The organism is Blautia segnis (genome assembly GCF_014287535.1).
In the GTDB taxonomy this organism is placed as follows: Bacteria; Bacillota; Clostridia; order Lachnospirales; family Lachnospiraceae; genus Blautia_A; species Blautia_A acetigignens.
The window spans coordinates 25362-46894 of the sequence record NZ_JACOOT010000018.1 but is presented as its reverse complement, the minus strand read 5'-3'; the positions used below and the strand labels follow the sequence as shown (position 1 = coordinate 46894).

21 protein-coding genes and 2 pseudogenes are annotated in these 21533 nt (G+C 39.4%); 4 read left to right on the top strand and 19 right to left on the bottom strand.

Annotation, left to right across the window (positions count from 1 at the left end):
- From H8S54_RS08180 to H8S54_RS08115, 14 genes are all read right to left on the bottom strand, one after another.
- On the bottom strand, positions 1–1215 hold a 1215-nt coding region (locus H8S54_RS08180), incomplete at its 3' end, for an SIR2 family protein (protein WP_186901246.1).
- A 37-nt stretch (positions 1216–1252) separates the two neighbouring features.
- On the bottom strand, positions 1253–2641 hold the full coding sequence (dcm, locus tag H8S54_RS08175; protein ID WP_186901245.1) for a DNA (cytosine-5-)-methyltransferase: 1389 nt from the start codon (positions 2639–2641) through the stop codon (positions 1253–1255).
- Between the two features lie 90 nt (positions 2642–2731).
- The gene (locus H8S54_RS08170) at positions 2732–4240 is read right to left on the bottom strand and encodes a Sau3AI family type II restriction endonuclease (protein WP_186901244.1); all 1509 of its coding nucleotides are present in this window, start codon (positions 4238–4240) and stop codon (positions 2732–2734) included.
- A gap of 2 nt (positions 4241–4242) precedes the next feature.
- A complete protein-coding gene (locus tag H8S54_RS08165) occupies positions 4243–5673 on the bottom strand; it encodes a Sau3AI family type II restriction endonuclease (protein ID WP_330600142.1) in 1431 nt (476 codons plus the stop codon).
- Entirely contained in the window at positions 5673–6146 is a 474-nt protein-coding gene (locus H8S54_RS08160) for a very short patch repair endonuclease (RefSeq protein WP_186901243.1), read from the bottom strand. The genes H8S54_RS08165 and H8S54_RS08160 overlap by 1 nt, the downstream gene beginning before the upstream one ends.
- Before the next feature lie 260 nt (positions 6147–6406).
- Positions 6407–7048, bottom strand: coding sequence for an SLATT domain-containing protein (locus tag H8S54_RS08155; RefSeq protein WP_186901242.1), 642 nt, complete (start codon positions 7046–7048; stop codon positions 6407–6409).
- Positions 7049–7186: 138 nt separating this feature from the next.
- Positions 7187–7561 carry a TnpV protein gene (locus tag H8S54_RS08150; RefSeq protein ID WP_186901241.1) on the bottom strand — a complete coding sequence of 125 codons (375 nt, stop codon included), beginning with the start codon at positions 7559–7561 and terminating at the stop codon, positions 7187–7189.
- A 4-nt stretch (positions 7562–7565) separates the two neighbouring features.
- Positions 7566–8981 carry a plasmid recombination protein gene (locus H8S54_RS08145; RefSeq protein WP_279288571.1) on the bottom strand — a complete coding sequence of 472 codons (1416 nt, stop codon included), beginning with the start codon at positions 8979–8981 and terminating at the stop codon, positions 7566–7568.
- Positions 8982–9223: 242 nt separating this feature from the next.
- Positions 9224–9451: a DUF5348 domain-containing protein gene (locus H8S54_RS08140; RefSeq protein WP_186901252.1), complete on the bottom strand. Its 228-nt coding sequence runs from the start codon at positions 9449–9451 to the stop codon at positions 9224–9226.
- Positions 9452–9568: 117 nt separating this feature from the next.
- Positions 9569–10906 (bottom strand): virulence-associated E family protein, encoded by a 1338-nt coding sequence (locus H8S54_RS08135; protein WP_186901251.1) that lies wholly within the window; start codon positions 10904–10906, stop codon positions 9569–9571.
- Positions 10854–11525 carry a CHC2 zinc finger domain-containing protein gene (locus tag H8S54_RS08130; RefSeq protein ID WP_118601500.1) on the bottom strand — a complete coding sequence of 224 codons (672 nt, stop codon included), beginning with the start codon at positions 11523–11525 and terminating at the stop codon, positions 10854–10856. The genes H8S54_RS08135 and H8S54_RS08130 overlap by 53 nt, the downstream gene beginning before the upstream one ends.
- 186 nt (positions 11526–11711) lie before the next feature.
- On the bottom strand, positions 11712–11882 hold the full coding sequence (locus H8S54_RS08125; RefSeq protein WP_186901239.1) for a hypothetical protein: 171 nt from the start codon (positions 11880–11882) through the stop codon (positions 11712–11714).
- Positions 11883–11900: 18 nt separating this feature from the next.
- On the bottom strand, positions 11901–12953 hold the full coding sequence (locus H8S54_RS08120) for a site-specific integrase (RefSeq protein WP_044925418.1): 1053 nt from the start codon (positions 12951–12953) through the stop codon (positions 11901–11903).
- A 13-nt stretch (positions 12954–12966) separates the two neighbouring features.
- Positions 12967–13158, bottom strand: a complete 192-nt coding sequence (locus tag H8S54_RS08115; RefSeq protein ID WP_009243123.1) for a helix-turn-helix domain-containing protein — start codon at positions 13156–13158, stop codon at positions 12967–12969.
- Positions 13159–13362: 204 nt separating this feature from the next.
- Here H8S54_RS08115 and H8S54_RS08110 point away from each other — a divergent pair, with 204 nt between their 5' ends.
- A complete protein-coding gene (locus H8S54_RS08110) occupies positions 13363–13896 on the top strand; it encodes a helix-turn-helix domain-containing protein (protein WP_118576726.1) in 534 nt (177 codons plus the stop codon).
- A gap of 266 nt (positions 13897–14162) precedes the next feature.
- Here H8S54_RS08110 and tuf read toward each other — a convergent pair whose 3' ends face one another.
- The 5 genes and pseudogenes from tuf to H8S54_RS18935 all read right to left on the bottom strand — a co-directional run.
- Complete coding sequence (gene tuf, locus H8S54_RS08105; protein WP_117854831.1) at positions 14163–15356, bottom strand: elongation factor Tu; 1194 nt, start codon at positions 15354–15356, stop codon at positions 14163–14165.
- A 153-nt stretch (positions 15357–15509) separates the two neighbouring features.
- Complete coding sequence (fusA, locus tag H8S54_RS08100) at positions 15510–17633, bottom strand: elongation factor G (RefSeq protein WP_262579919.1); 2124 nt, start codon at positions 17631–17633, stop codon at positions 15510–15512.
- 17 nt (positions 17634–17650) lie between these two features.
- Positions 17651–18121: a 30S ribosomal protein S7 gene (rpsG, locus tag H8S54_RS08095; RefSeq protein WP_207661336.1), complete on the bottom strand. Its 471-nt coding sequence runs from the start codon at positions 18119–18121 to the stop codon at positions 17651–17653.
- Between the two features lie 158 nt (positions 18122–18279).
- Entirely contained in the window at positions 18280–18699 is a 420-nt protein-coding gene (rpsL, locus tag H8S54_RS08090) for a 30S ribosomal protein S12 (RefSeq protein WP_117854826.1), read from the bottom strand.
- 262 nt (positions 18700–18961) lie between these two features.
- Positions 18962–19075: pseudogene (locus tag H8S54_RS18935) on the bottom strand (DUF6783 domain-containing protein); the annotation flags it as partial.
- Between H8S54_RS18935 and H8S54_RS18930 the strand changes: the two are divergent.
- The 3 genes and pseudogenes from H8S54_RS18930 to H8S54_RS08080 all read left to right on the top strand — a co-directional run bounded on the left by H8S54_RS18930 (position 19025) and on the right by H8S54_RS08080 (position 21361).
- A pseudogene (locus H8S54_RS18930) lies at positions 19025–19279 on the top strand (DUF6783 domain-containing protein). The pseudogenes H8S54_RS18935 and H8S54_RS18930 sit on opposite strands and share 51 nt — an antisense overlap.
- A 163-nt stretch (positions 19280–19442) precedes the next feature.
- On the top strand, positions 19443–20165 hold the full coding sequence (locus H8S54_RS08085; RefSeq protein WP_330600140.1) for an N-acetylmuramoyl-L-alanine amidase: 723 nt from the start codon (positions 19443–19445) through the stop codon (positions 20163–20165).
- On the top strand, positions 20165–21361 hold the full coding sequence (locus H8S54_RS08080) for a serine hydrolase (RefSeq protein WP_243176719.1): 1197 nt from the start codon (positions 20165–20167) through the stop codon (positions 21359–21361). Before H8S54_RS08085 ends, H8S54_RS08080 begins: the two co-directional genes overlap by 1 nt.
- The last annotated feature ends 172 nt before the right edge of the window (positions 21362–21533 follow it).

Genomic DNA, 21533 nt, shown 5'->3' with positions numbered 1-21533 from the left:
ATAATAACTTGCATTTTCAACCAAAAGGGCATAATTTTCGTTAGTAGAATTGCTAATATATTCTCTCAGAGCACGAATATCTAATTTCTTTCCTTTAAATTCTAAAACTTCAACACCTTTCTTCTCTAAATAGGAGCCAACAAGTTTTAAAATGCAATCTTTCCCACAAAAAGCATTTCCATATAACGCTAAACAATAATTATTATTTTTAGAAAAATCTATTTGATTTATTTTTTCGTATATTTCATATATGCTACTTGGTTCAAACAGCCATCCTTCTTTCAAATCATACCAATTACTATTATATCCTTCATAAAGTTTACTTTCATATGGTTCTTCTTTCGGAACAGAATTTAGTATATCTTTTAACGGATATATTCCAGAATAAATCAAACGCATTTTTCGTTTTTCTAACTCTGTTGGATTAAAATTAATTTTTTTAACAAATTTTAAAAATTCTTCCGTTGTCCATTTAATAATAGTTCCTTCCAATCTTTCAACCCTCATCTGTAATTTTAAAGTTGGGTAAGGTTCTATAAAAAACAGCTTTCCTTTTCGAAAATGTCCAGCATTTTCATATTGACTTATATAATAATCGATATCTCGTTCATCCAAACTTGCCCCAACAAAAATAAAGTTTTCATTCTGAATATCCGAAATCAACTTATTATGCTTAAAATTCAATCTTGAACTAATCAGATTATCATACTCTGTTTTGCTAAATATAAATGGTTCATCTGGCGCATTAACACAACCGTGTAACTTAACATATTCCAATTCATCTTTAACAGATTTTTCTTTTGATGTATTTTGCACTACAAAATCTATATGATTCTTGTGACATATATGTTCCACCAAATCATCTATATTTACCGTATAAATCTTTTTCCAAGGATATTCTGACAATAGATAATGAAACGATGCCGGTTCAACATCTTGAAATCTATTAATCAGATAACTTTTTAATTCATCTTTTTTCTTAAGATGGTCGTTAACAAATCCACACAGTTCTTGCAACGTAAACTGCTGTACTTCCGTTTCATAGCTATCTTTAATCGCACCCTTTACGAAAATATTATATATTTCATCCTTTAAAACATTTCCTGTTGCCATGTCTCCATAGCTATTCTTACTTCCATACGAAAATCCTGCCCCTAAAAATAACATTGGATTTCCATTTATTAATACTTCTTTTAGTTTTTGTATATCGTCCATATTTATCCATTCATCCCCTCTACGTTTATACTTTTGTTTATTGTTCCAACTCAAAAATCTTATCTAATGTCTTCTCCATATCTGCCACCAGATTAACTACTAATGCATTTCCCATCATAAATCTACGTTTTCTCAATGGCATCTCCACTGTTTCTCCTTTAACCAGACAATACTTTGTATGATCTGTAGGAAATCCCTGGATTCGTTCTGCTTCTGTTGCGGTAAGCAGTCTCACTCTTCCAGTCATCTTATCTTTCACGATATGAGTTGTTCTACTGAATCCACCTTCGGATGTCAGCATTGTACGTGCCGGTTTATCTTCCTGATCAATCATGGAAATAGCACCCTCTGAGAATACATATTCATGACCTGTCGAACTTGTACGTAATAATTTTTTTGCACCTTTTAGATACTGCCAGGTCTGTCTATCTTCCTTTGGAAGACGCTGCTCTGTTTCATCACTGTGTGTAACCGTTGAATCTGTATAATATAACTTTTCTTCTGGAATAAAATACTGCTCTTCTACTTGTCCTGTTTCCATAACATCACCAAGAGTTATCTGCTTTCCATGATAATTCGGAACAGTCTTCATTGTGTATATTATTCCGTCTTTCATTATTCCAGAATTTTCAAATGCACATTGAAATGTTTCCGATACTTCACCTAGTTCTACCGGCAATTCCTTAGTTTTCATCTTAGCAGATTCTACTTTATTTACCGGAAATGTTTCTGCAAAAAATCCTTCTTTTAAGACTGCATTTTCCATGCATTCTTGCTTGCATTCTTCTTCCAACGCATCTGTATATCCAATTGTATTTAAAATTCTGTCTGCATATTTTGTATTATTTTTATAAGCAAAAATAAATGTTCTACGCCGCCTCTGCTGGTACCCATATTCTGCTGCGTTTATCACACGCCATTCCACGGTATATCCTTCATCACGAAAACATGCAAGTATCACGCCAAAATCTCTACCTCTTTGCTTTGCAGGAGATTTTAATAATCTATCAACATTTTCCAATAATGCGAATGGTGGTTTCTTTGTTTCTAAGGTCTCACGTATTGACCACCATAAAATTCCCTTTTTTCCTTCAAGCCCTTTGGAAGTAGCTAACGAAGATGCTACTGAATAGTCCTGGCACGGAAACCCGCCGACCAACAAGTTAAAATCAGGAAGTGTTGTTTTATCTACATCTTCAATATTATAATTCGTAGTATCGTCACCATTATTATCTAATCGTGTTCCAAATCGATATACATAACAGTCATGTGCGTACTGTGTACTTTTCTCTGCTGGCTCCCACTGGCTAAACCAAACTGTATCCCATTTTTCTTTTTTACCATAATCTTCTGCTGTTCTTATATTATTAAGTCCACATCTAAATCCACCTACTCCGGCAAACAATTCGCAAACTGTTTTCTTCACTTTATATTACCTCTTCTTTTATTATTCGAACGATCGTTCTTGAATATAATAACCTATTTTTATATTCTTGTAAAGATCCTTTTCTATTTTTTAGTATGATTTTATAAAATCTTTAATCTGCTGTTTCATATATTTCTTATTAAACCAAAAGCACTGTTTGGTCATGTATTCTCCAGTAGGTATCGGAGTATCTTTCAATTCCGCTGGAATTTCTTTTAAAGTGATAACCTCTGCAGGATTTTTTAATTTTACTGAATTTGCATTTTCACAAAAATATTCGCTCTCTCCTGCCTTATTTCTTACATGGGCCACTTTATTAAAGCTACTCTTCGGGAAATTATTTTCATACACAAATATTAACCTTCCCGCTCTGTCGTGAGATAATTTCTGTTCTAACTTTATTCCATTTTTAATAACTCTTCTTGCTTCTTTCCAAACATCTTTTACTTTATTTACATCCTTTTTCGGAATATACCATATAAGGGCATTATTCAATATTTCTTGCCCTTCTGAATTCTTTGAAAATATCACAAGTAAAAACTTCGAATCTACCATTTCATCATAAACGATAGATTCTGTCCAGTTCTTTTCTTTCAGTAATCCATCAAAATCAAACGCCGAAAATGACATATCCTGCGTTGGTGTTCCTTTTTCGTCAACTGTAATGGTTCTTAATCTATAATTAGCTTTTTGGAATTCATCTGTTTCTTCTAAATCATTTTCACTCTTGTATATCTGCTTAACAATATCGTTCTTTTCACTATATCCGTTACGATAATTAGGGAATTCTTTTTTCAATGATTCAACTGTTCTTCCAAAATATGGTTTCAAAGTTTCAATCAGAATATCATCAAATTCTTTTTCCTTTGGCAATACCGCACCTGGCAAAATATAAGATATTTCCTCTAGGGTAAGCATTCTCTCATTAAACAATTTTGTCATATACGACTTTTTAAATGAATACGCTCTTGGTTTTGCTTTCGGATATTTGTCATTATATTTTACTTTCTCATCTCCACCGGCACCTTTTCTAGCAGGACTGAGATACATAAAATCTCGTTCTGACAATTCATGTGCTTTACCCGCTTTTACATAACGTGCAATCTTTTCCCAATCATGCCGAATAATCATCTGATCTCTCTCCGGCAATTCTTCCAGCAAAATCTCATCTACTTTCTCTACACTGAACTCCTCGCGTTTTACATTTCGGATATACTGGTAATACATAACCAGCAGATGATGATTCTTTGTCCAAAATCTACTTTCTTCATATTCATTCCAATTTTCATCTCTATAGTTTATTTTTCCAAGTGATAATCTCTCTTTTGCTCTATATCCTCTACTATTAATTAAAAATGGAGTCACTTTCAATTCAACATCTGCATCTTTAAAATCTGGTTCAGCTTCTTCATTGCACGTATAGTTAAACCAGCCTTCTTCGTAGGCTTGTCCAATGTCTCCCTTTCCGTGCTTTTCTTTTAACCCATTTTCTTGTTGATATTTTCGAGCCAACTCAAATATTTCTTTGAAGGTATGTCCTATTGCTTCTTCCGCTCTCTGCTTTACTTCTTCTGAAGTTTTATATTCTTTATTACCCATTATCAATCCTCAATAAAATTCTTATCTAACTGCGACAAAATGTAACTATTATTCAACCAGAAACATTGCTTTGGATACTGCCTTCCGTCTGGAAGTTCGTAAGTATCTTTTGAATTTTGTGCATGTGGTCTTACATGGCACACTGGATTTTCTGATGATTTTGGAAAATTATTATAATTTTTTCCATTTTTCTTTTCTATCTGAAGTCCTTCACGAAGCACTCTCTGCGTCCTTTCCCAAACGGCCTTCACATTACCTTCCAAATCATCATATGGAATATTCCAGAACTGACATCCCTTTAACCTTAGTTCATCTTGTTGATCAAACTTATAAACCACAAATAAAAATCGAGTTTCACGTAAATAATTTCCAAATGTAGAATCTTCCCAGTCTTCCTCTACTAACTCTTTAAATTTGAAAGTTGGAAATGACATATTTTCCTTTATCTTATTATTTTTCTCAATACGTATCGTCTTGACTACTACATTTGCTTTTTCAAATTCTTCCGCATGATTCCCTTTTATGCCTAACATCCGATATGCTAACATTGCCTCCAGGCTCTTCGGTTTCTTTTGATATTCTATATGGAATGTTTTACATAAATCAGTAACCGACCAATCACAATACGCATCTATTTTTTCTACAACATAATCTTCAAAAGATTCCTCTGCTGTACCCTTGATAATTGGTTCGTATGTATTTTTTCCTGGAATAATATAATTGTTCAGAACATATGTCATGTATGAATTTTTAAATGCAAACGCCCGTGGTTTTGCTAATTCATCACTAAATGGCTGCTTTCTCCGGTCTTTTGATGTTGCTGCCTTCGGTGCTGCTCCCAGATACAGAGTATCCCCTTCAGATAATTCATGTGCTTTTCCGTTTCTGATTTTCTCAACAATAACCTCAAAATCATGTGCTATAATTTTTATATCTTGCTCCGGTGGTGCAAACAGCTTCACATATCCAATACGATAATCTAACCGATTCTTTATCTCTTGTTGATACAAATAATACACCAATAAAACCAACCGGGCCTTTTGCCACATATGACTATCTTCAAATGTCTCATCAACAACTGAAAAATAATCAATCATTGTCAATATCAGTCTTTCCTTAGCCACCAATGTCCCATTCTTATTTTGTTTATACGGTGTTACTTTTAGTTCTACACCAGCTTTATCAAAATCCGGACGTGCATCATTATTCGTCTGATAGTGAAAGAATCTCTCCTCTATCAGTTCTCCTAAACCGCCTTTTCGCTTCTTATTCTCATGTTTTACTTCGTAATTTGCAGTCTCCCTGACAACCATAGCTTTAGTGATATCATCTTGCCTACACACATCGGCAAATGTTTTTCCAATCAACCTTTTTGCATATGTTTCAATTGAAATAGGATCCGTTTCATCGTATTCTTCCAAATAATTCATCATTATATTTCCTCTTCATCGTCTACTTCTTCCAGTTTCTGAGCAAATATCGTCTCTTCTATCACTCTAACGCACTGTTCTGTATCTTTCAGAATATCTTTTCCCCAGAAATGTATCACAGTCCACCCCATAAAATTTAATTTCTGGTCCTTTTCTTCATCTCTCTGGATATTTCGCTCTATTTTCTTAACCCAATAATCCGGATTTTTTCCTTTCTCTAATCGTGGCTTCAATATTTTCCAATCTTTTCCATGAAAAAATTCACTGTCACAAAAAATCGCAATACGATACTTCGTCAGAACAATATCCGGTCTCCCCGGCAATTCTTTGTAATTTTTTCGATAACGAAATCCCCTATGCCATAGTGCCTTTCTCAACACAACCTCTATACTTGTATCTTTTCCACGTATTCTACTCATATTTTTATGACTTTTTTCCGTAACTTCACCATGAAAACGCGGTTCTTTTGTCGGCATAATTTTCTCACCCTCAATACCGTATAATCCATTTTATTGTATCAAACTAACAGCCACTATTCAATTCCATGCAAACAGAAAAAGACACGTTTTTAATCAACGTGACCTTTCTCATATCATATTTGATTTTCGCGTACATATATCTTCTATGCATGAATCCTTTTCAAGGATACCATTTTCTTTATAATAATTTTAATCAACCGACTTAACAATAAATTCAAAAACTTCACATCAAACCCATTCATTATAACTTTATCGATTTAATCAATAAAGCAAAGTATAAAAATGAAAATTGGAATAATCACAATTATCCCCTCTCCCACATATTGTAAAAATATTTTCAATTGTTGTGTTAATGGGAAATTTTCACTTAAATACTCTTTTAGTTTATCAGCTTCATCTCTATCCTCCATTTTTTCTAAACCTTTTTTATAACGCAACCAGCACACATCATTCTTTTTACATTTTTGTTTTAATGTACGAAAAAAATCTATTTCCGAACGATACTCTGCTTTTGACATGATATTTTCATATTCCTTACGTTTTTCTGCAACATTACCCTCTGTCAATTCTCTCTTTTTTGCTTTAACTTCATTTAATACCCTTTCTGCTGCTTGTATACGCTCTGAATATTTTGCATTTGTAATAATTAGCGAATATGTTAAAACAACAATCGATAATATTATATTAAAATAATTAGATAGTTCCGTGTTGAATTTATCTGGGAAAAACTCTGCTGTAAGGGTGTATACAATCAAAGTGATACTGTAATATGTAATCACAAAATTTGAAAATGATTTCCTAATTTGTAACCTTTTCAACATATTCGAATAATTGCTTTGTGTTGTATTCATAATATCGTACATTTTATTTTTATCATTATAGTTTTTATTTTCATTCATATACTAGTTCTCCTTCATATTCCCCCTTTCATAGTATATATTTTTTCTTTAACAATTTCAATAAATTCCATTCCACTACTATTTTTTATAAGATTTTGAAATTTACATAAAAAACATTTAAATAATCATTTTCTCCCATTACTTATATACACCGTTTTTCAATATATTCTCTTCCGCAACATTCTTAATAGTATTCATCCTCCTAACCCATTCCATCTGATCCTGCATCTTCAATTCTTCCGTCACTCCCCACTGTACAGCCATCTGTTCCATCAGTATCTCAGCTTTTTCTCTTACTTCTTTATCAACCTGATTCAAATGCTCCGTCAGTTTCCCAGTCAGTACCAGATATTGATACTTGGCACTCCTGTGTTCCTTCAGAAACTGCTTTCGCATTATTCCATATTTCCCATATACCGGTTCTTCGTCATTGAGTTCCAGGTCTGGCAGATAATAATCTCCATGCAATGTGTAGCTCAGTCCATTCTTTTCACCATAAATCTGTTTCGTCATATTCTTACAACTCCATTCCTCTGTACTTTGCTTTATTCTTCTTAATTTGTGCATTGTGTTCTTCACTTCGTTCTCTTGCCCATTGTATGCGGTCACCTATTTTTTTCGACATCTGCTCTTTCTGTTTTTTCGCTTCAAGTTCCGCCTGCATCCGGATATCGTCCTGCACCAGTCTTTCTACCATATCTTTCCCCAACATGCGTAAAAGTCGGTTATATCTGTCTGCAATTCCCTGCAGTATTTCTTTCTCACCAGACAATTTCTGATAATCTTTCTGAACTTCTGCCAGTTCCTTTTTTGTTTTTTCATGCTCTTGTTTTTTCTTCTGAAACTTACTTTTCCAACTATCTCTTTCTCTTGTGAGTTCTTTCACCTGTGCAGCCATCGCACCGATTTTATTTTTCATTTCAATGAATAATGGTTTTATTTTCTTATCCCGGTAAGTTACTGCACGTTCCAATGCTGTAGCTTCCGGAAGAAATGTTTTAATCATTCCATACTCTTTTATTTCCTTGCTGACATTATCCATCATCGGTTGCAGGAATTCTCTTCTGTCCTCCAGTTTTTTCAATTCTGTTTCTGCTTTCTTCGCACGTTTTTCCGCTGTTTCTTTATCTTTCTGGAACTGAATTTTTTCTTCTTCCAGTAGCTTAATATCTGCCCTTACTTCTGCAATCTGAGAAGTCAATCCTTCATTCTCTACTGTCAGATTTTCTTTTTCCTGTTCCAATTCCTGCACTTCCTTCTTACGCTCTTTCTTCTTAAAATTATAAACATCCAAATGTTCTTCATGTGTACCTTTCTGCTCCCATTCGATTCCATGTTGCTTTGCAATTTCAGCCAGCACTTCTTTCTCATGATTTATCCACTGATTCAGCTCTGTATCATGCTTATTTCCACCTTGAAAACCAAGACTTTTCAATGCCTGTTTCAATGAAACTCTGGTATCCATTCCTTTTCCCTTCCAGTTGGTCACATAAGGAACAAAGTCAATATGCAGATGCGGAGTAGCTTCGTCCTGATGCAGATAGCAGCTAAATACCCGAAGTGTCGGATTCCGTTTCTGGAAGTCTTTCGCATATTCGTCCAGTACCTTTACAGCCTGATTTCCTTCTGACGTTCCCACTGCCATATCCTCACGATTTCCTATCTGGAAGATCACTTCATGGAACAGCTTCTCCTGTTTGCCCTGTCGGATTTTTTCATAATAATTTGCAATTTGCCGATCCTTTCTTTTCCCGACATTGTATCTCTCCACCGCATCATCAAACAGTTCTTTATAGACTTCTTTCAGATTCTCATTCTTATAACAAATGTTCAGTTGTACTCTGTCTGGATTTACATTTTCTGCTACAAAATCCCGTCTGTTATGAGCCAGTGAGCCGGCTCCGATCATGCCACTGATTGTTCTTTTCATCATAAATTTTCTCACCTCTTTTCTGTTTGAGTGCCAGATATGGCACATAATTTTTATTTACGCCAGACATGGCGATATTTAAGAAACTTTCGCCGGATACGGCGGTTTTGTTACTTTTGTCAAAAGTAACGCAAAAGCACTTTCGACAGCCGTACCGTCCATCAAAAGTCCCCTTGCGCCCTGCCGGGGGCATAACGTCCGGTGGACGTCTGCTTTACACCAGCCGAAGCGGATCGTAGACCTATTTATCCAGGTATCCTTGCCTGCACATATTCCAGATCTCCACAATAAGGTGTCCCCACCAGATGCCATTCTCTTGCCAGATTCATCTCCATTCTGGTCTGTACCCATTCATCACCTACCAGCACTTCCAGTCCTTCTCCACAGTGAAATCCTGTATCAATCCATAAGTCTGATGATAATAATCCATATCTTCCATTACTACTGTTGTATCCTAATCTTCCCTGTTTCATCATTTTCTGCTCCTTTCCAATTTGTAAACGGAATTTGTAAACGGGGCTCAAAAGATTTTAAAAGTTAACTTTTTAAGTTTTTCCTTCAAGTTCCGTTTACATCGTTTACAATAATCTTTACTCAAACGGTATCTCCAACTGTTCCGGTACTTCCATAAAGCCGTCTTTATCTTTCTTCACAGAATCTTCCATCCTTTTCCATGAACGCTGTATTCCATATTCCTTTCCGAACCGATGTGTACCATGTGGTTTCCAGCCTTCAATTGCATTGTTCATAATATTAGCAATCTCTTTACCTTCCCACTGTTTCATTTCTCCGGTTCGATGTAGCGCTTCATCGAACAGAATTCTGGTACATACATACTCGTCATCGTAGTCATCAAGAAATGCCTGTATGATTCCGGCATTGGTATCTTCCGGCATAAATTCTTTTTGCAGACGCTTTGCCTCTTCCTCAATTTCCTTTGTGAATCCTAAGAACACATTTCCCTGTCGATACAGTACCATTGCCTCCGCCCAGGCCTGTTCGATATAAGCTTTGCTCTCTGCTTCATTATCCAGAATATGAACTTCTGCTTTCGACATATCTGTCATCACCGGAGCAAATCGTCTGTTTCCGGTTCTGTCCAGCGGAAGGAAATTCAGATCATTTGAAGTACCACAAAATACACACTGTCGTGGTCTGTCTTCCGGGTGAACTTCATAAGGTACTTTGTAAGTTTCTTTCTGTCTGCTCAAAAACGATTTTATCTGTTCAATATTCTTTGCTGTGATAGTTGCCTTCATTTCCCCCATTTCGATAATCCAGTGATTCTGCAGTTTTCTGTAAATATTTTCATCATCCAGATGATCCAGATTGTCGCTGAACCATTCTTCTTTTATCGCCAGATATTTGAAAAACGTAGACTTTCCGGCTCCCTGACTTCCAACCAGGCACAGCATAATGTCATATTTTATTCCCGGTTCATAAATTCTTGAAATCGCTGCCAACATGTGCATTTTCATTACTCCGATTGTGTATTTACTCTTTTCTGCTCCCAGAAAATGCGGAAGCATATTTTCTATTCTTGGAATTCCGTCCCAAACCAGGCTCTCCAGATAATCTCTGATTGGGTGATATTTATTTTCATTGGAAACAATATCTATTCCCGCTTTGATCACACGCTCACTTGTTATTTCATAATGCTCTTCCAGATACATTTTCAGATTGTATTCGTCTGTATCTGTGACCGTAGGACTGTTATTTCTCCGCTCCCATGGCACCTCTTTTACAATGTCCATTCTTCCGGAAAGCTCATTTCGTTTAATCGCTTTTTTCAGTACCGGATCATTTTGAAGTACCGTTACACAGTTTCTGATTGTCTGCTTTGTTCTTCCCTTATCCGTATGCTCCAACATATCATTAACATCTTCTGTTGTAATCATCTCCTCGTTCACAATATCTTCTAATTCCATCAAGGACTTCTCGCTGATATTCATCAATTCTTTCTTCAATTCGTTCAACCTCCCTTCTCTTCATCTTGAAAAATTCTGCAATTTCTTCTCCTGTTCCAAACATCAGCACGTCCAGATAGTCATTTATCTTTCTTTCATTTGCCAATGCCTCCGTAAATAATTCGTGCCACTCTTCATCTGGTTCTGGTTTGTAAAACTCTTTCCAGAACTGAATCCATTTCAGATATCTGATCAGCACGTCTGTTGCATGTTTCAACCACTGCTCCAGTTTTTCTCTGATCATCACAACTTTAGGTTTCTTTGATATCAAAGTATTCCTGCTTTGGTGCGTCCTTTTGTATTTGTTTCTGTCTTCGTTTTTTATATTCAGTCCAAAATCTTCTATCATCTTTTTCGCAGCTTCATACTGTGATATTCCAAATAACCTTGCTGTAAAATCTATCGCATCACCGCCCACTCCACATGCAAAGCAGTGATATATTTTATCTGCCTTCATACTTGGGTGTCGGTCTTTATGAAACGGACAACACGCCATTCCATTTCTTTTTACTTTAATCCCGTAATGCTCCGCAGCCTGTCTGGCTGTCACACATTCTTTTACCTGTTCAAATAATGTCACTTCCACCTCCTGCCCCTCCGGGCAAGTCTCTGATGAACAGATATTCGGGAATTGTTGTATCGTTCAATTCGTGATATACTGAATCTGCCAAGATGATATATCAGTGAATCTGATTATCAGAGAACTTGCTCAGATATTTTGTCTGGGCTTTTTCTTTTTGTCTGTTAGTAGCCATAGTTCCACTCCTTATACGAATCTCCTTGTTGGGATAATGATAATTTCAAATTTGCTTCCATCCTCTAATTCAAGAAGAATCGCATAATCCGAATCTCGATCCGGTAAAACGGAACTTATCTTCAGCTTCTTACTGTAATTGAGCGTATCAAATATTTTTCTGACTACTTTCTTTGTTTTCATGTGTCTTTTCCTCCATATTTAACGTTTGTTGTCCAACATCTCAGCTACCTTTTTTTGCTGTGACGGATACAGGTGACCATAAGTATTTAATGTCATCTGAATATCTTTGTGCCCCAGTCTTTCCTTGATGATCAGTGGCTCTACACCCTGATAAATCAGATATGCTACATGGCTGTGACGGATATCATGCACTCTGATTGGTTTTACACCGGTCAATGCTTCATATTTCTTGAGCCGTTTCTGCAGTGTTCTCGCCACAATCGGAAATAACCGCTGATTTTCCGGAAATCCATAATGCTTCTTCGCATACTCCTGCACCTCTTCTTTAAGAAAATTAGGAATATCAATAGTACGGACTGAATTTTCTGTTTTTGGAGTATCAATCACATCTCTTTTCCTGATCCGGTTATAAGTCTTATTGATATGCAAAAGATTACCACTCATATCAAAGTCTGAAAGACTCAATGCCAGAAGTTCTCCTTCCCTAATTCCTGTCCAGAACAGGATTTCAAATATCAGATAATCCTCACTCTCTGGCTCAATCCCGGCGATAAAGCTGTCATATTCTGCTTTCGTCCAAAATTCCAGCTTATTAGCATCCGATTTCCCCATCTTTTTTACTTTCTTACATGGATTTTCCTTCAGATTGTAAATTTTCTGTGCATGATTAAACAGTGCATTTAACTGATTCTGGATCATACGCTCATAAGTCTTGCTGTATCCTTTTTCCTGAATGGTATTCTGCCACTGGATAATCTCTGCCGGTGTGATCTCATTCATTTTTCTTGTCCCAAAATACGGAACAATATGCTTGTTCATCATGTGCTGCTTATTACGGATTGAATTTTCTTTCAGTTCATTCTTTTTATCTTCAAAATAAACTTGAATAAAACTGTTCATCTCCATCTTCATATCCGCTGCAGTCTTTCTTATGAATTCCTTTTCATAATTCAATGCTTCTTTCTTTGTCTTGAACCCTCTTTTCAGCTTCTGCGTTTTCTTACCTGTCCAGTCAATATAGCGGAAGCTCACATACCAGGTTCCCTGTGTTTTGTCCTTGTAAGCTGACATCTTAAAACCTCCTTCACACTGCTCTCTGAGAGCATCCATAAAATTTTGTTTCCCAGTAGGGACGTGGAATCTTTCCACGAACTGCCACATATCCTTCCTTTGCCAGTTCATCGTTGAGTTGCTTTAGAATAGAATATGCTTTACTGCGTTTCACTCCTAATTCTTCCATGACATCATCAACAGTCATCATATAATTAGTTCTCATAGCGTCCTCCTTTCAAGTCACTTTTGTGACTCTTTTGATGTTTTTTACTATAATTCACTTTTGTGACTTTGTCAATAACCTTTTGCGAATTTTATTTTTATATTCCATTCTACATTATCAGGCTATGTAAAAATCAACCTCTTTCGCATCATTCACTTTTGTGCTAGAATAGAATCACAAATATTATTAAGGAGGCAGCACATTATGGTAGGTAAAAAAATCCGGGCATTCCGGGAATTTAGAGGATACAGTCAGATACAGTTAGCCGAGCTGTCCGGCATTAACGTAGGAACGATCAGAAAATATGAACTGGGAATCCGGAATCCAAAACCGGATCAGTTAGAAAAGATAGCAACTGCACTGGGATTAAATGTAAGTGTTTTTCTGGATTTTAATATTGAAACAGTCGGAGATGTACTCTCTCTGTTGTTTTCTATTGATGATTCAGTGAACCTCTCACTTGCTGAAACACCTGATCAGAAGGTTGCGCTGACATTCGATAATCCTACAATGCAGGACTTTTTCAAGAAATGGTGTCAATTTAAAAATGTCTTTGAAAAGGAAAAAGCTGAAATATTAGCTATTGAAGATAAAGATAAAAGACAAGAAGAACTGGATAAGCTCAACGCTACCCAGGAAGAATGGAAACTACGTGCCATGGGAACTACGATAGGTTGTCATACCATCGTTAAGAAGGGCACTGAAGGTAATGACATTAAGACGTATGATCTGACTTAATCCACAATCACATCTCTGATTTGTGGATAAATCCACTTTATCTGTTATCATATTTGCGAAAATTATATATTTTGTTATCATTCTGTTATCACAAACGGTTGTCAGGACACTCTCCCGGCAACCGCTTTTCTATACTGTTCGTTATTCTTTTCCGCTTTTTTATATATTTCCAGGAAACAGAAAAACCCGTAGAACCGAAGTTCTACGGGTATCTTACGTTTGGACACAACGTTATCTTGCGATAACAAATCTATATTCAGATTGTATTACTCGATGATTGTAGCAACACGTCCTGATCCTACAGTACGTCCACCTTCACGGATAGCGAAAGTAAGACCCTGGCTCATAGCGATTGGGTGGATCAGTTCGATTGTCATCTCGATGTTATCTCCAGGCATGCACATCTCTGTTCCTTCTGGAAGGTTGATAACACCTGTTACGTCTGTTGTTCTGAAGTAGAACTGTGGACGATAGTTGTTGAAGAATGGTGTATGACGGCCACCCTCGTCTTTAGTCAGAACGTAAACCTGAGCTGTGAATTTTGTATGGCATGTGATTGTTCCTGGTTTAGCAAGAACCTGTCCACGCTCGATCTCGTTTCTCTGAACACCACGAAGAAGTGCTCCGATGTTATCACCAGCCTGAGCCTCATCAAGAAGTTTACGGAACATCTCGATACCAGTTACAACAACTTTACGAGTCTCTTCTTTGATACCAACGATCTCAACTTCGTCAGATACGTGAAGAACACCAGCCTCTACTCTACCAGTAGCAACTGTTCCACGTCCTGTGATAGAGAATACATCCTCTACAGGCATAACGAATGGTTTATCTGTGTCACGCTGTGGGTCCGGAATGTAGCTATCAACTGCATCCATAAGCTCCATGATCTTGTCGCCCCACTCGCTGCTCGGGTCTTCAAGAGCTTTAAGAGCGGAACCTCTGATAACCGGGATGTCATCTCCTGGGAAGTCATACTCGGAAAGAAGCTCACGAATCTCCATCTCAACCAGCTCAAGGAGCTCGTCATCGTCAACCATATCACATTTGTTCATGAATACAACGATGTAAGGAACACCTACCTGACGGGAAAGAAGGATGTGCTCTTTTGTCTGAGCCATAACACCATCTGTAGCAGCAACAACAAGGATAGCACCATCCATCTGAGCTGCACCAGTAATCATGTTCTTAACGTAGTCAGCATGGCCTGGGCAGTCAACGTGTGCATAGTGTCTATGCTCTGTCTCATACTCAACGTGTGCTGTAGAAATTGTGATACCACGCTCTCTTTCCTCTGGAGCTTTATCGATGTTAGCGAAATCTGTAGCTACGTTACCAGCAACTCTCTCAGAAAGTACTTTTGTGATAGCAGCTGTTAAAGTAGTTTTACCATGGTCAACGTGTCCGATGGTACCAATGTTACAATGCGGTTTTGTTCTCTCAAACTTAGCCTTTGCCATTTTAAAATGTCCTCCTTGATTAGTTGGCTCATTCTCTATTAAAATAGAGCGCCATATCGGTTTTAAACTTGCTATCCTTGATTATATTGCAAATCAAGGATATTTGCAAGCTTTTTATAAATTTATGAAATTCTAATTCAGCTTACAGCTAAATCAGTCTTTCTTTGCCAGAACTTTTTCCTGAACACTCTTCGGAACTGGCTCATATTTCTCAAAGAACATGGAGTAGTTACCACGTCCCTGAGTTCTGGAACGAAGATCTGTTGCATATCCGAACATTTCGGAAAGCGGAACAAATCCACGGATCATCTTACCGCCGCCGATATCATCCATACCTTCGATACGACCACGACGGGAGTTGATATCACCGATAACATCACCCATGTAATCCTCTGGTGTGGTAACCTCAACCTTCATGATAGGCTCAAGAAGGATTGGAGCTGCCTTCTGCATAGCATCCTTGAATGCAAGAGAACCTGCAATGTGGAATGCCATCTCAGAAGAATCGACTTCATGATAAGATCCATCGTATACATTTGCATGTACACCAACAACCGGATATCCTCCAAGGATACCAGCCTTCATAGCCTCTTCGATACCTTCTCCTACAGCCGGGATATATTCCTTCGGAATAGCACCGCCGACAACCGTAGACTCGAACTTGTACAGTTCTTCGCCGTTGGCATCCATAGGCTCGAATTTAACTTTACAGTGACCATACTGTCCACGACCACCAGACTGTTTTGCATACTTGCTGTCTACATCAACAGGTTTGGTGATGGTCTCTTTGTAAGCTACCTGAGGAGCACCAACGTTAGCCTCTACGTGGAACTCACGAAGAAGACGGTCAACGATGATCTCAAGGTGAAGCTCACCCATACCAGCGATAATGGTCTGTCCTGTTTCCTGATCTGTATGTGCACGGAAGGTCGGGTCCTCTTCTGCAAGTTTTGCAAGAGCCTCACCCAGTTTGCCCTGTCCTGCTTTTGTCTTAGGCTCGATAGCCAGCTCGATAACTGGTTCCGGGAACTCCATGGACTCAAGGATTACCGGATGCTGCTCATCACAGATTGTATCACCAGTTGTGGTGAATTTGAATCCGATAGCGGCAGCGATATCACCGGAGTAAACCTTATCCAGTTCCATACGCTTGTTAGCATGCATCTGAAGGATACGGCCAACACGCTCTTTTTTGCCCTTTGTAGAGTTATATACATATGATCCGGAATTCATTGTTCCTGAATATACACGGAAATATGCAAGTTTTCCAACGAATGGGTCTGTCATGATCTTGAATGCCAAAGCGGAGAACGGCTCTTCATCAGAAGAATGTCTCACGGTCGGGTTTCCATCCATGTCAACACCATCGATTGGCGGGATATCTGTTGGAGCAGGCATGTACTCCAGGATAGCGTCCAGAAGCTTCTGAACACCTTTGTTTCTATATGCAGAACCGCAGCATACCGGAACAGCTGTACACTCGCATGTACCTTTTCTCAGGGCTGCTTTCAGTCTGTCTGTGCTTGGCTCTTCTCCCTCAAGATATTCCATCATGAGATCGTCGTCCAGCTCACAGATCTTCTCGATCAGTTCTGTATGATAAAGCTCAGCATCCTCTTTCATGTCTTCCGGGATATCGGTGATAGTGATATCATCGCCCTTCTCGTCATTGTAGATGTAAGCTTTCATTTCGAATAAGTCGATGATTCCCTTGAAGTCATCTTCTTTTCCGATTGGGAGCTGCAGGCAGATTGCGTTTTTACCAAGACGAGTCTTGATCTGCTCTACTGCACCGTAGAAGTTTGCACCAAGGATGTCCATCTTGTTGATGAATGCCATACGAGGTACATTGTAGGTATCAGCCTGACGCCAAACGTTCTCAGACTGTGGCTCAACACCACCCTTTGCACAGAATACGCCGACAGCGCCATCCAGTACACGAAGGGAACGCTCAACCTCAACAGTAAAGTCTACGTGGCCTGGGGTATCAATGATGTTGATACGATGCTCAAGAGCGCCTGCTTTTGGTTTGCAGTTCTCTTCCAGGGTCCAGTGACATGTTGTAGCAGCGGATGTGATTGTGATACCACGCTCCTGCTCCTGCTCCATCCAGTCCATGGTAGCAGTACCTTCATGTGTATCACCAATCTTGTAGTTGACACCTGTATAGTACAGAATTCGTTCTGTAAGAGTTGTCTTACCAGCGTCGATATGAGCCATAATACCAATGTTTCTGGTTCTCTCGAGCGGGTATTCTCTACCTTCTTTTCCAGCCAATGGATTTTCCTCCTTGATTAGAAGCGATAGTGAGCAAATGCTTTATTTGCTTCAGCCATCTTGTGCATGTCTTCTTTCCTCTTTACAGATGCTCCGGTGTTATTGGCTGCATCCATAAGCTCGTTAGCCAGTTTCTCTTCCATGGTCTTCTCGCCTCTCTTGCGGGAGAACATGGTGATCCAGCGAAGAGCCAGAGCCTGACGTCTGTCAGCTCTTACCTCGATCGGAACCTGATAAGTAGCTCCACCGATACGTCTTGCTTTAACTTCAAGCTGAGGCATGATGTTGTTCATAGCCTCCTCAAATACTTCAATAGCTGGTTTGCCAGTCTTCTCTTCCATTCTGGCAAATGCTCCGTAAACAATCTTCTGAGCTACACCCTTCTTACCATCTAACATAATGTTGTTGATAAGCTTTGTAACAACTTTATTGTTGTACATCGGGTCTGCCAGAACGTCTCTTTTCTGAGTATGTCCTTTACGTGGCACGTTACTTCCCTCCTTAATCATTCTGATTATCTCATCGGTACTCACGCAGTAAACTATTGCATGTTCGCACTGGTAATGGTCCTATATTTAACCCGCAACCGACAGGGTATATGGAATACCGTACAAATCTCTATAGTCTCCGCAGTAATACGGATGGATTATTTCTTAACTTTCGGTCTCTTAGCGCCGTATTTAGAACGGGCCTGTTTTCTGTTAGCAACACCTGCAGTATCAAGAGTACCTCTGATGATGTGGTATCTTGTACCAGGTAAGTCCTTAACCCTTCCTCCACGGATCAGAACAACGCTATGCTCCTGAAGGTTGTGACCTTCTCCTGGGATGTAGCTTGTTACTTCGATTCCGTTGGAAAGACGAACTCTGGCGATCTTTCTAAGAGCTGAGTTAGGCTTCTTAGGAGTAGCTGTTTTAACAGCTGTGCAAACGCCACGTTTCTGTGGTGCAGACTGCTCAACTGCTTTCTTTCTTAAAGAGTTATAAGTTCTCTGCAGAGCCGGAGCTGTAGATTTCTTAACAGCTGTCTGGCGTCCTTTTCTTACTAACTGGTTGAATGTTGGCATTCCATTTCACCTCCCGATTTATTTCTCCATAGATTCTTCTATGGGGTTTCCTTGCGGTTGCTATTATCTTAGTAAGCGCGGAAAAAAATGCCTTATTTCGCACGCTTTTTGATTATATCCTGTCTGCATATCTCTGTCAAGGTGTTTTTCTGCAATTTTTCCTTATTTTTTCATATGCAAGGCGGAGGATAGCGGCGTAGCGTTGGCTACGGCGACTGACGGCAACGCGGCATATGAAAAATCAGGCAAGTCAATATGGCGGTTACTTAATTTTCGTTGTGCTAGAGCGTGTTTGAAAAAGGCTTTCTGCAAGATGTGCGTCACAATTTGTGGGAGATTTTGTCCGGATGAGGGCGCCGTAGCGGGCTACGGCAACTGAATTCGGGCAAAATATACCGCAAAGTGGGGCGTGCAGATCGCGGGAATGATTTTTCAAACACGCTCTAGTTATTGCGGTAAAGTTTTAATACGTACTGCTTTCTTCTTATTAAAATGTGCTTTCGAAAAAACATTTTTCAAACCCATCCCCTTTCACAGAAACCAAACTTTACATTGCATTCCTATTTATGCGTTATTATAATAAGTAAAAAGATTTCCCAACTGCAGTATCACCAATAAAACCTGACAGTTTGGTATTCTGCAAATACTCGGAAAGGGGACATGCTATGTCTTTGCATTTTGTAAAACCTTATCATAAGCATCTTATAAAAACTTCTTTTTTGCTCTCTTCTCTATTATGGGGCATGATTCCAGGTTCTATACATACCGTTTGCGCCGAAACTGCCGAAACAGACCAGCAGCTTTCCCAGACGGACAGTCACACTGTGGCAATTGATCCCGGGCATCAAGGACCGAATGTAGATATGAGCGCCTTAGAGCCTCTCGGACCTGGCTCCACAGAAATGAAGGCGAAGGCTTCCACGGGTACCCAGGGGGCTTTCACCGGGCTTGAAGAATACCAGCTGAATCTGGACGTTTCCCTGAAGCTGGAACAGGAGCTTACAGACCGCGGCTACATCGTTGTGCTTACCAGAAGAGATAACGACACAGCGATCAGCAATAAAGAGCGTGCAGAATATGCCGTTGAGCAGGGCGCGGAAATCTGTGTGCGGATCCATGCCAACGGGGCTGATTCTGCTGCCTCCGGTGCCCTTACCATTTCTCCCTCTTCTGCCAACCCTTATGTTGCTTCCCTCTATGAACAGTCCAATCTGCTTTCCCAGTGTGTTCTGGACTCCTACTGCCAGGCAACCGGATTTGACAACCGGGGAGTTACCTATGCGGATAATATGACCGGAATCAACTGGAGCACCATCCCAGTCACCATTCTGGAAATGGGATTTATGACAAACGAACATGATGACCTTCAGATGAGCGATCCTGATTTTCAGGATACCATGGTCACAGGAATTGCAGACGGTATCGATTCTTATTTTGAATCCGTCGGAAAGGATGTAGAAAACTGATGAAAAAGAAACGGCCAGCTTCTTCTTATTTGCTGATGCTTCTCAGCGCGATTGCTGTAATCCTTATTTTATTAATTATTTATTTCACCGTTCGCCAGCAAAATGTTTCCACCAGCACGCAGACAGAAATCCAGACCGCCAGTGCCAGGGAGGAAGATGGGTTCACCTCTGGCGATGCAGAGGCTGATGACGGATTTACTTCCGGAGATATTGCGGATGCTTCTGATTCACCGGAAGGCTTTTCGGAAAGAGAAAGCGCCGGCCCTATGCCAGTGACACAGGCTCCGGAGCAGGCAGATGCCAGCCAGGATCCGTCTGCCGATCAGCCGGAACCTGCGCCAGATGACAGTTCCCAGCCGTCAGAAGCACATGCTAATACACCTGAAGCCAATGCCGAAGACGGCGCCATTTCCCCATCGCAGGGCAATTCTGTTTTTGACAATAAAGCGGACCAGACCATGGAAGACCTCCTTGCACAGATCCGTTTGGCACTGCCCGTCTCCAATGGCTCCTGGAGCGTCTACATCTGTGACCTGTCCGGCGGGTCAGAAGGCACCATCAATGATTTTTCCATGCAGGCGGCAAGTCTGATCAAGCTTTACATTATGGGTGCTGTATATGAAAATTACGACAGCCTGACCCAGCAGTACGGGGCGCAGACCATTGATGGATATCTGCTGCCTATGATCACCGTCAGCGACAATGACGCTGCCAACAGCCTGGTGTCCTGCCTTGGCGGCGGTGACAGCAGTGCAGGTATGGAGAAAGTCAACAGCTTCTGTACAGAACATGGATATAACAGCACCTCCATGGGCCGGCTTCTTCTTGCCAGCAACGAGTTCGGGGATAACTACACTTCCGCTTACGACTGCGGAAAATTCCTGAAGGAAATCTATCAGAGCTGTGCAGATACCTCCAGTGATCCGATTCTGGCACACGCAGAGGACATGTATGCACTTCTGAAACAGCAGCAGCGCAGCAACAAGATTCCGGCAGACCTTCCGGAAGGCGTAAAGGTTGCCAACAAAACCGGCGAGCTTTCCAATGTGGAAAATGATGCCGGAATCCTCTATGATACCAATTCCGGCAATGACCTTGTAATCTGTTTTCTTTCAGAGAATCTTACCGATACTGCTGCCGCGCAAAGTACCATCGCCCAGTTAAGCAGAACCATTTATCTGACTTATAATGGCTGAGACGCAATGCTTAACATGAAAACATGAAAGATTTTTCAAAAAGTGTCTGATTTTTCATCCATCGCAATATAAAAAGAACCATGATACAATGTAAACCGTCCTCAAAATTCTAAGCTTTTGAGACAGCACAGTTTCATGGTTCTTTTTATATTGACTCATCTTATTTTTTAGC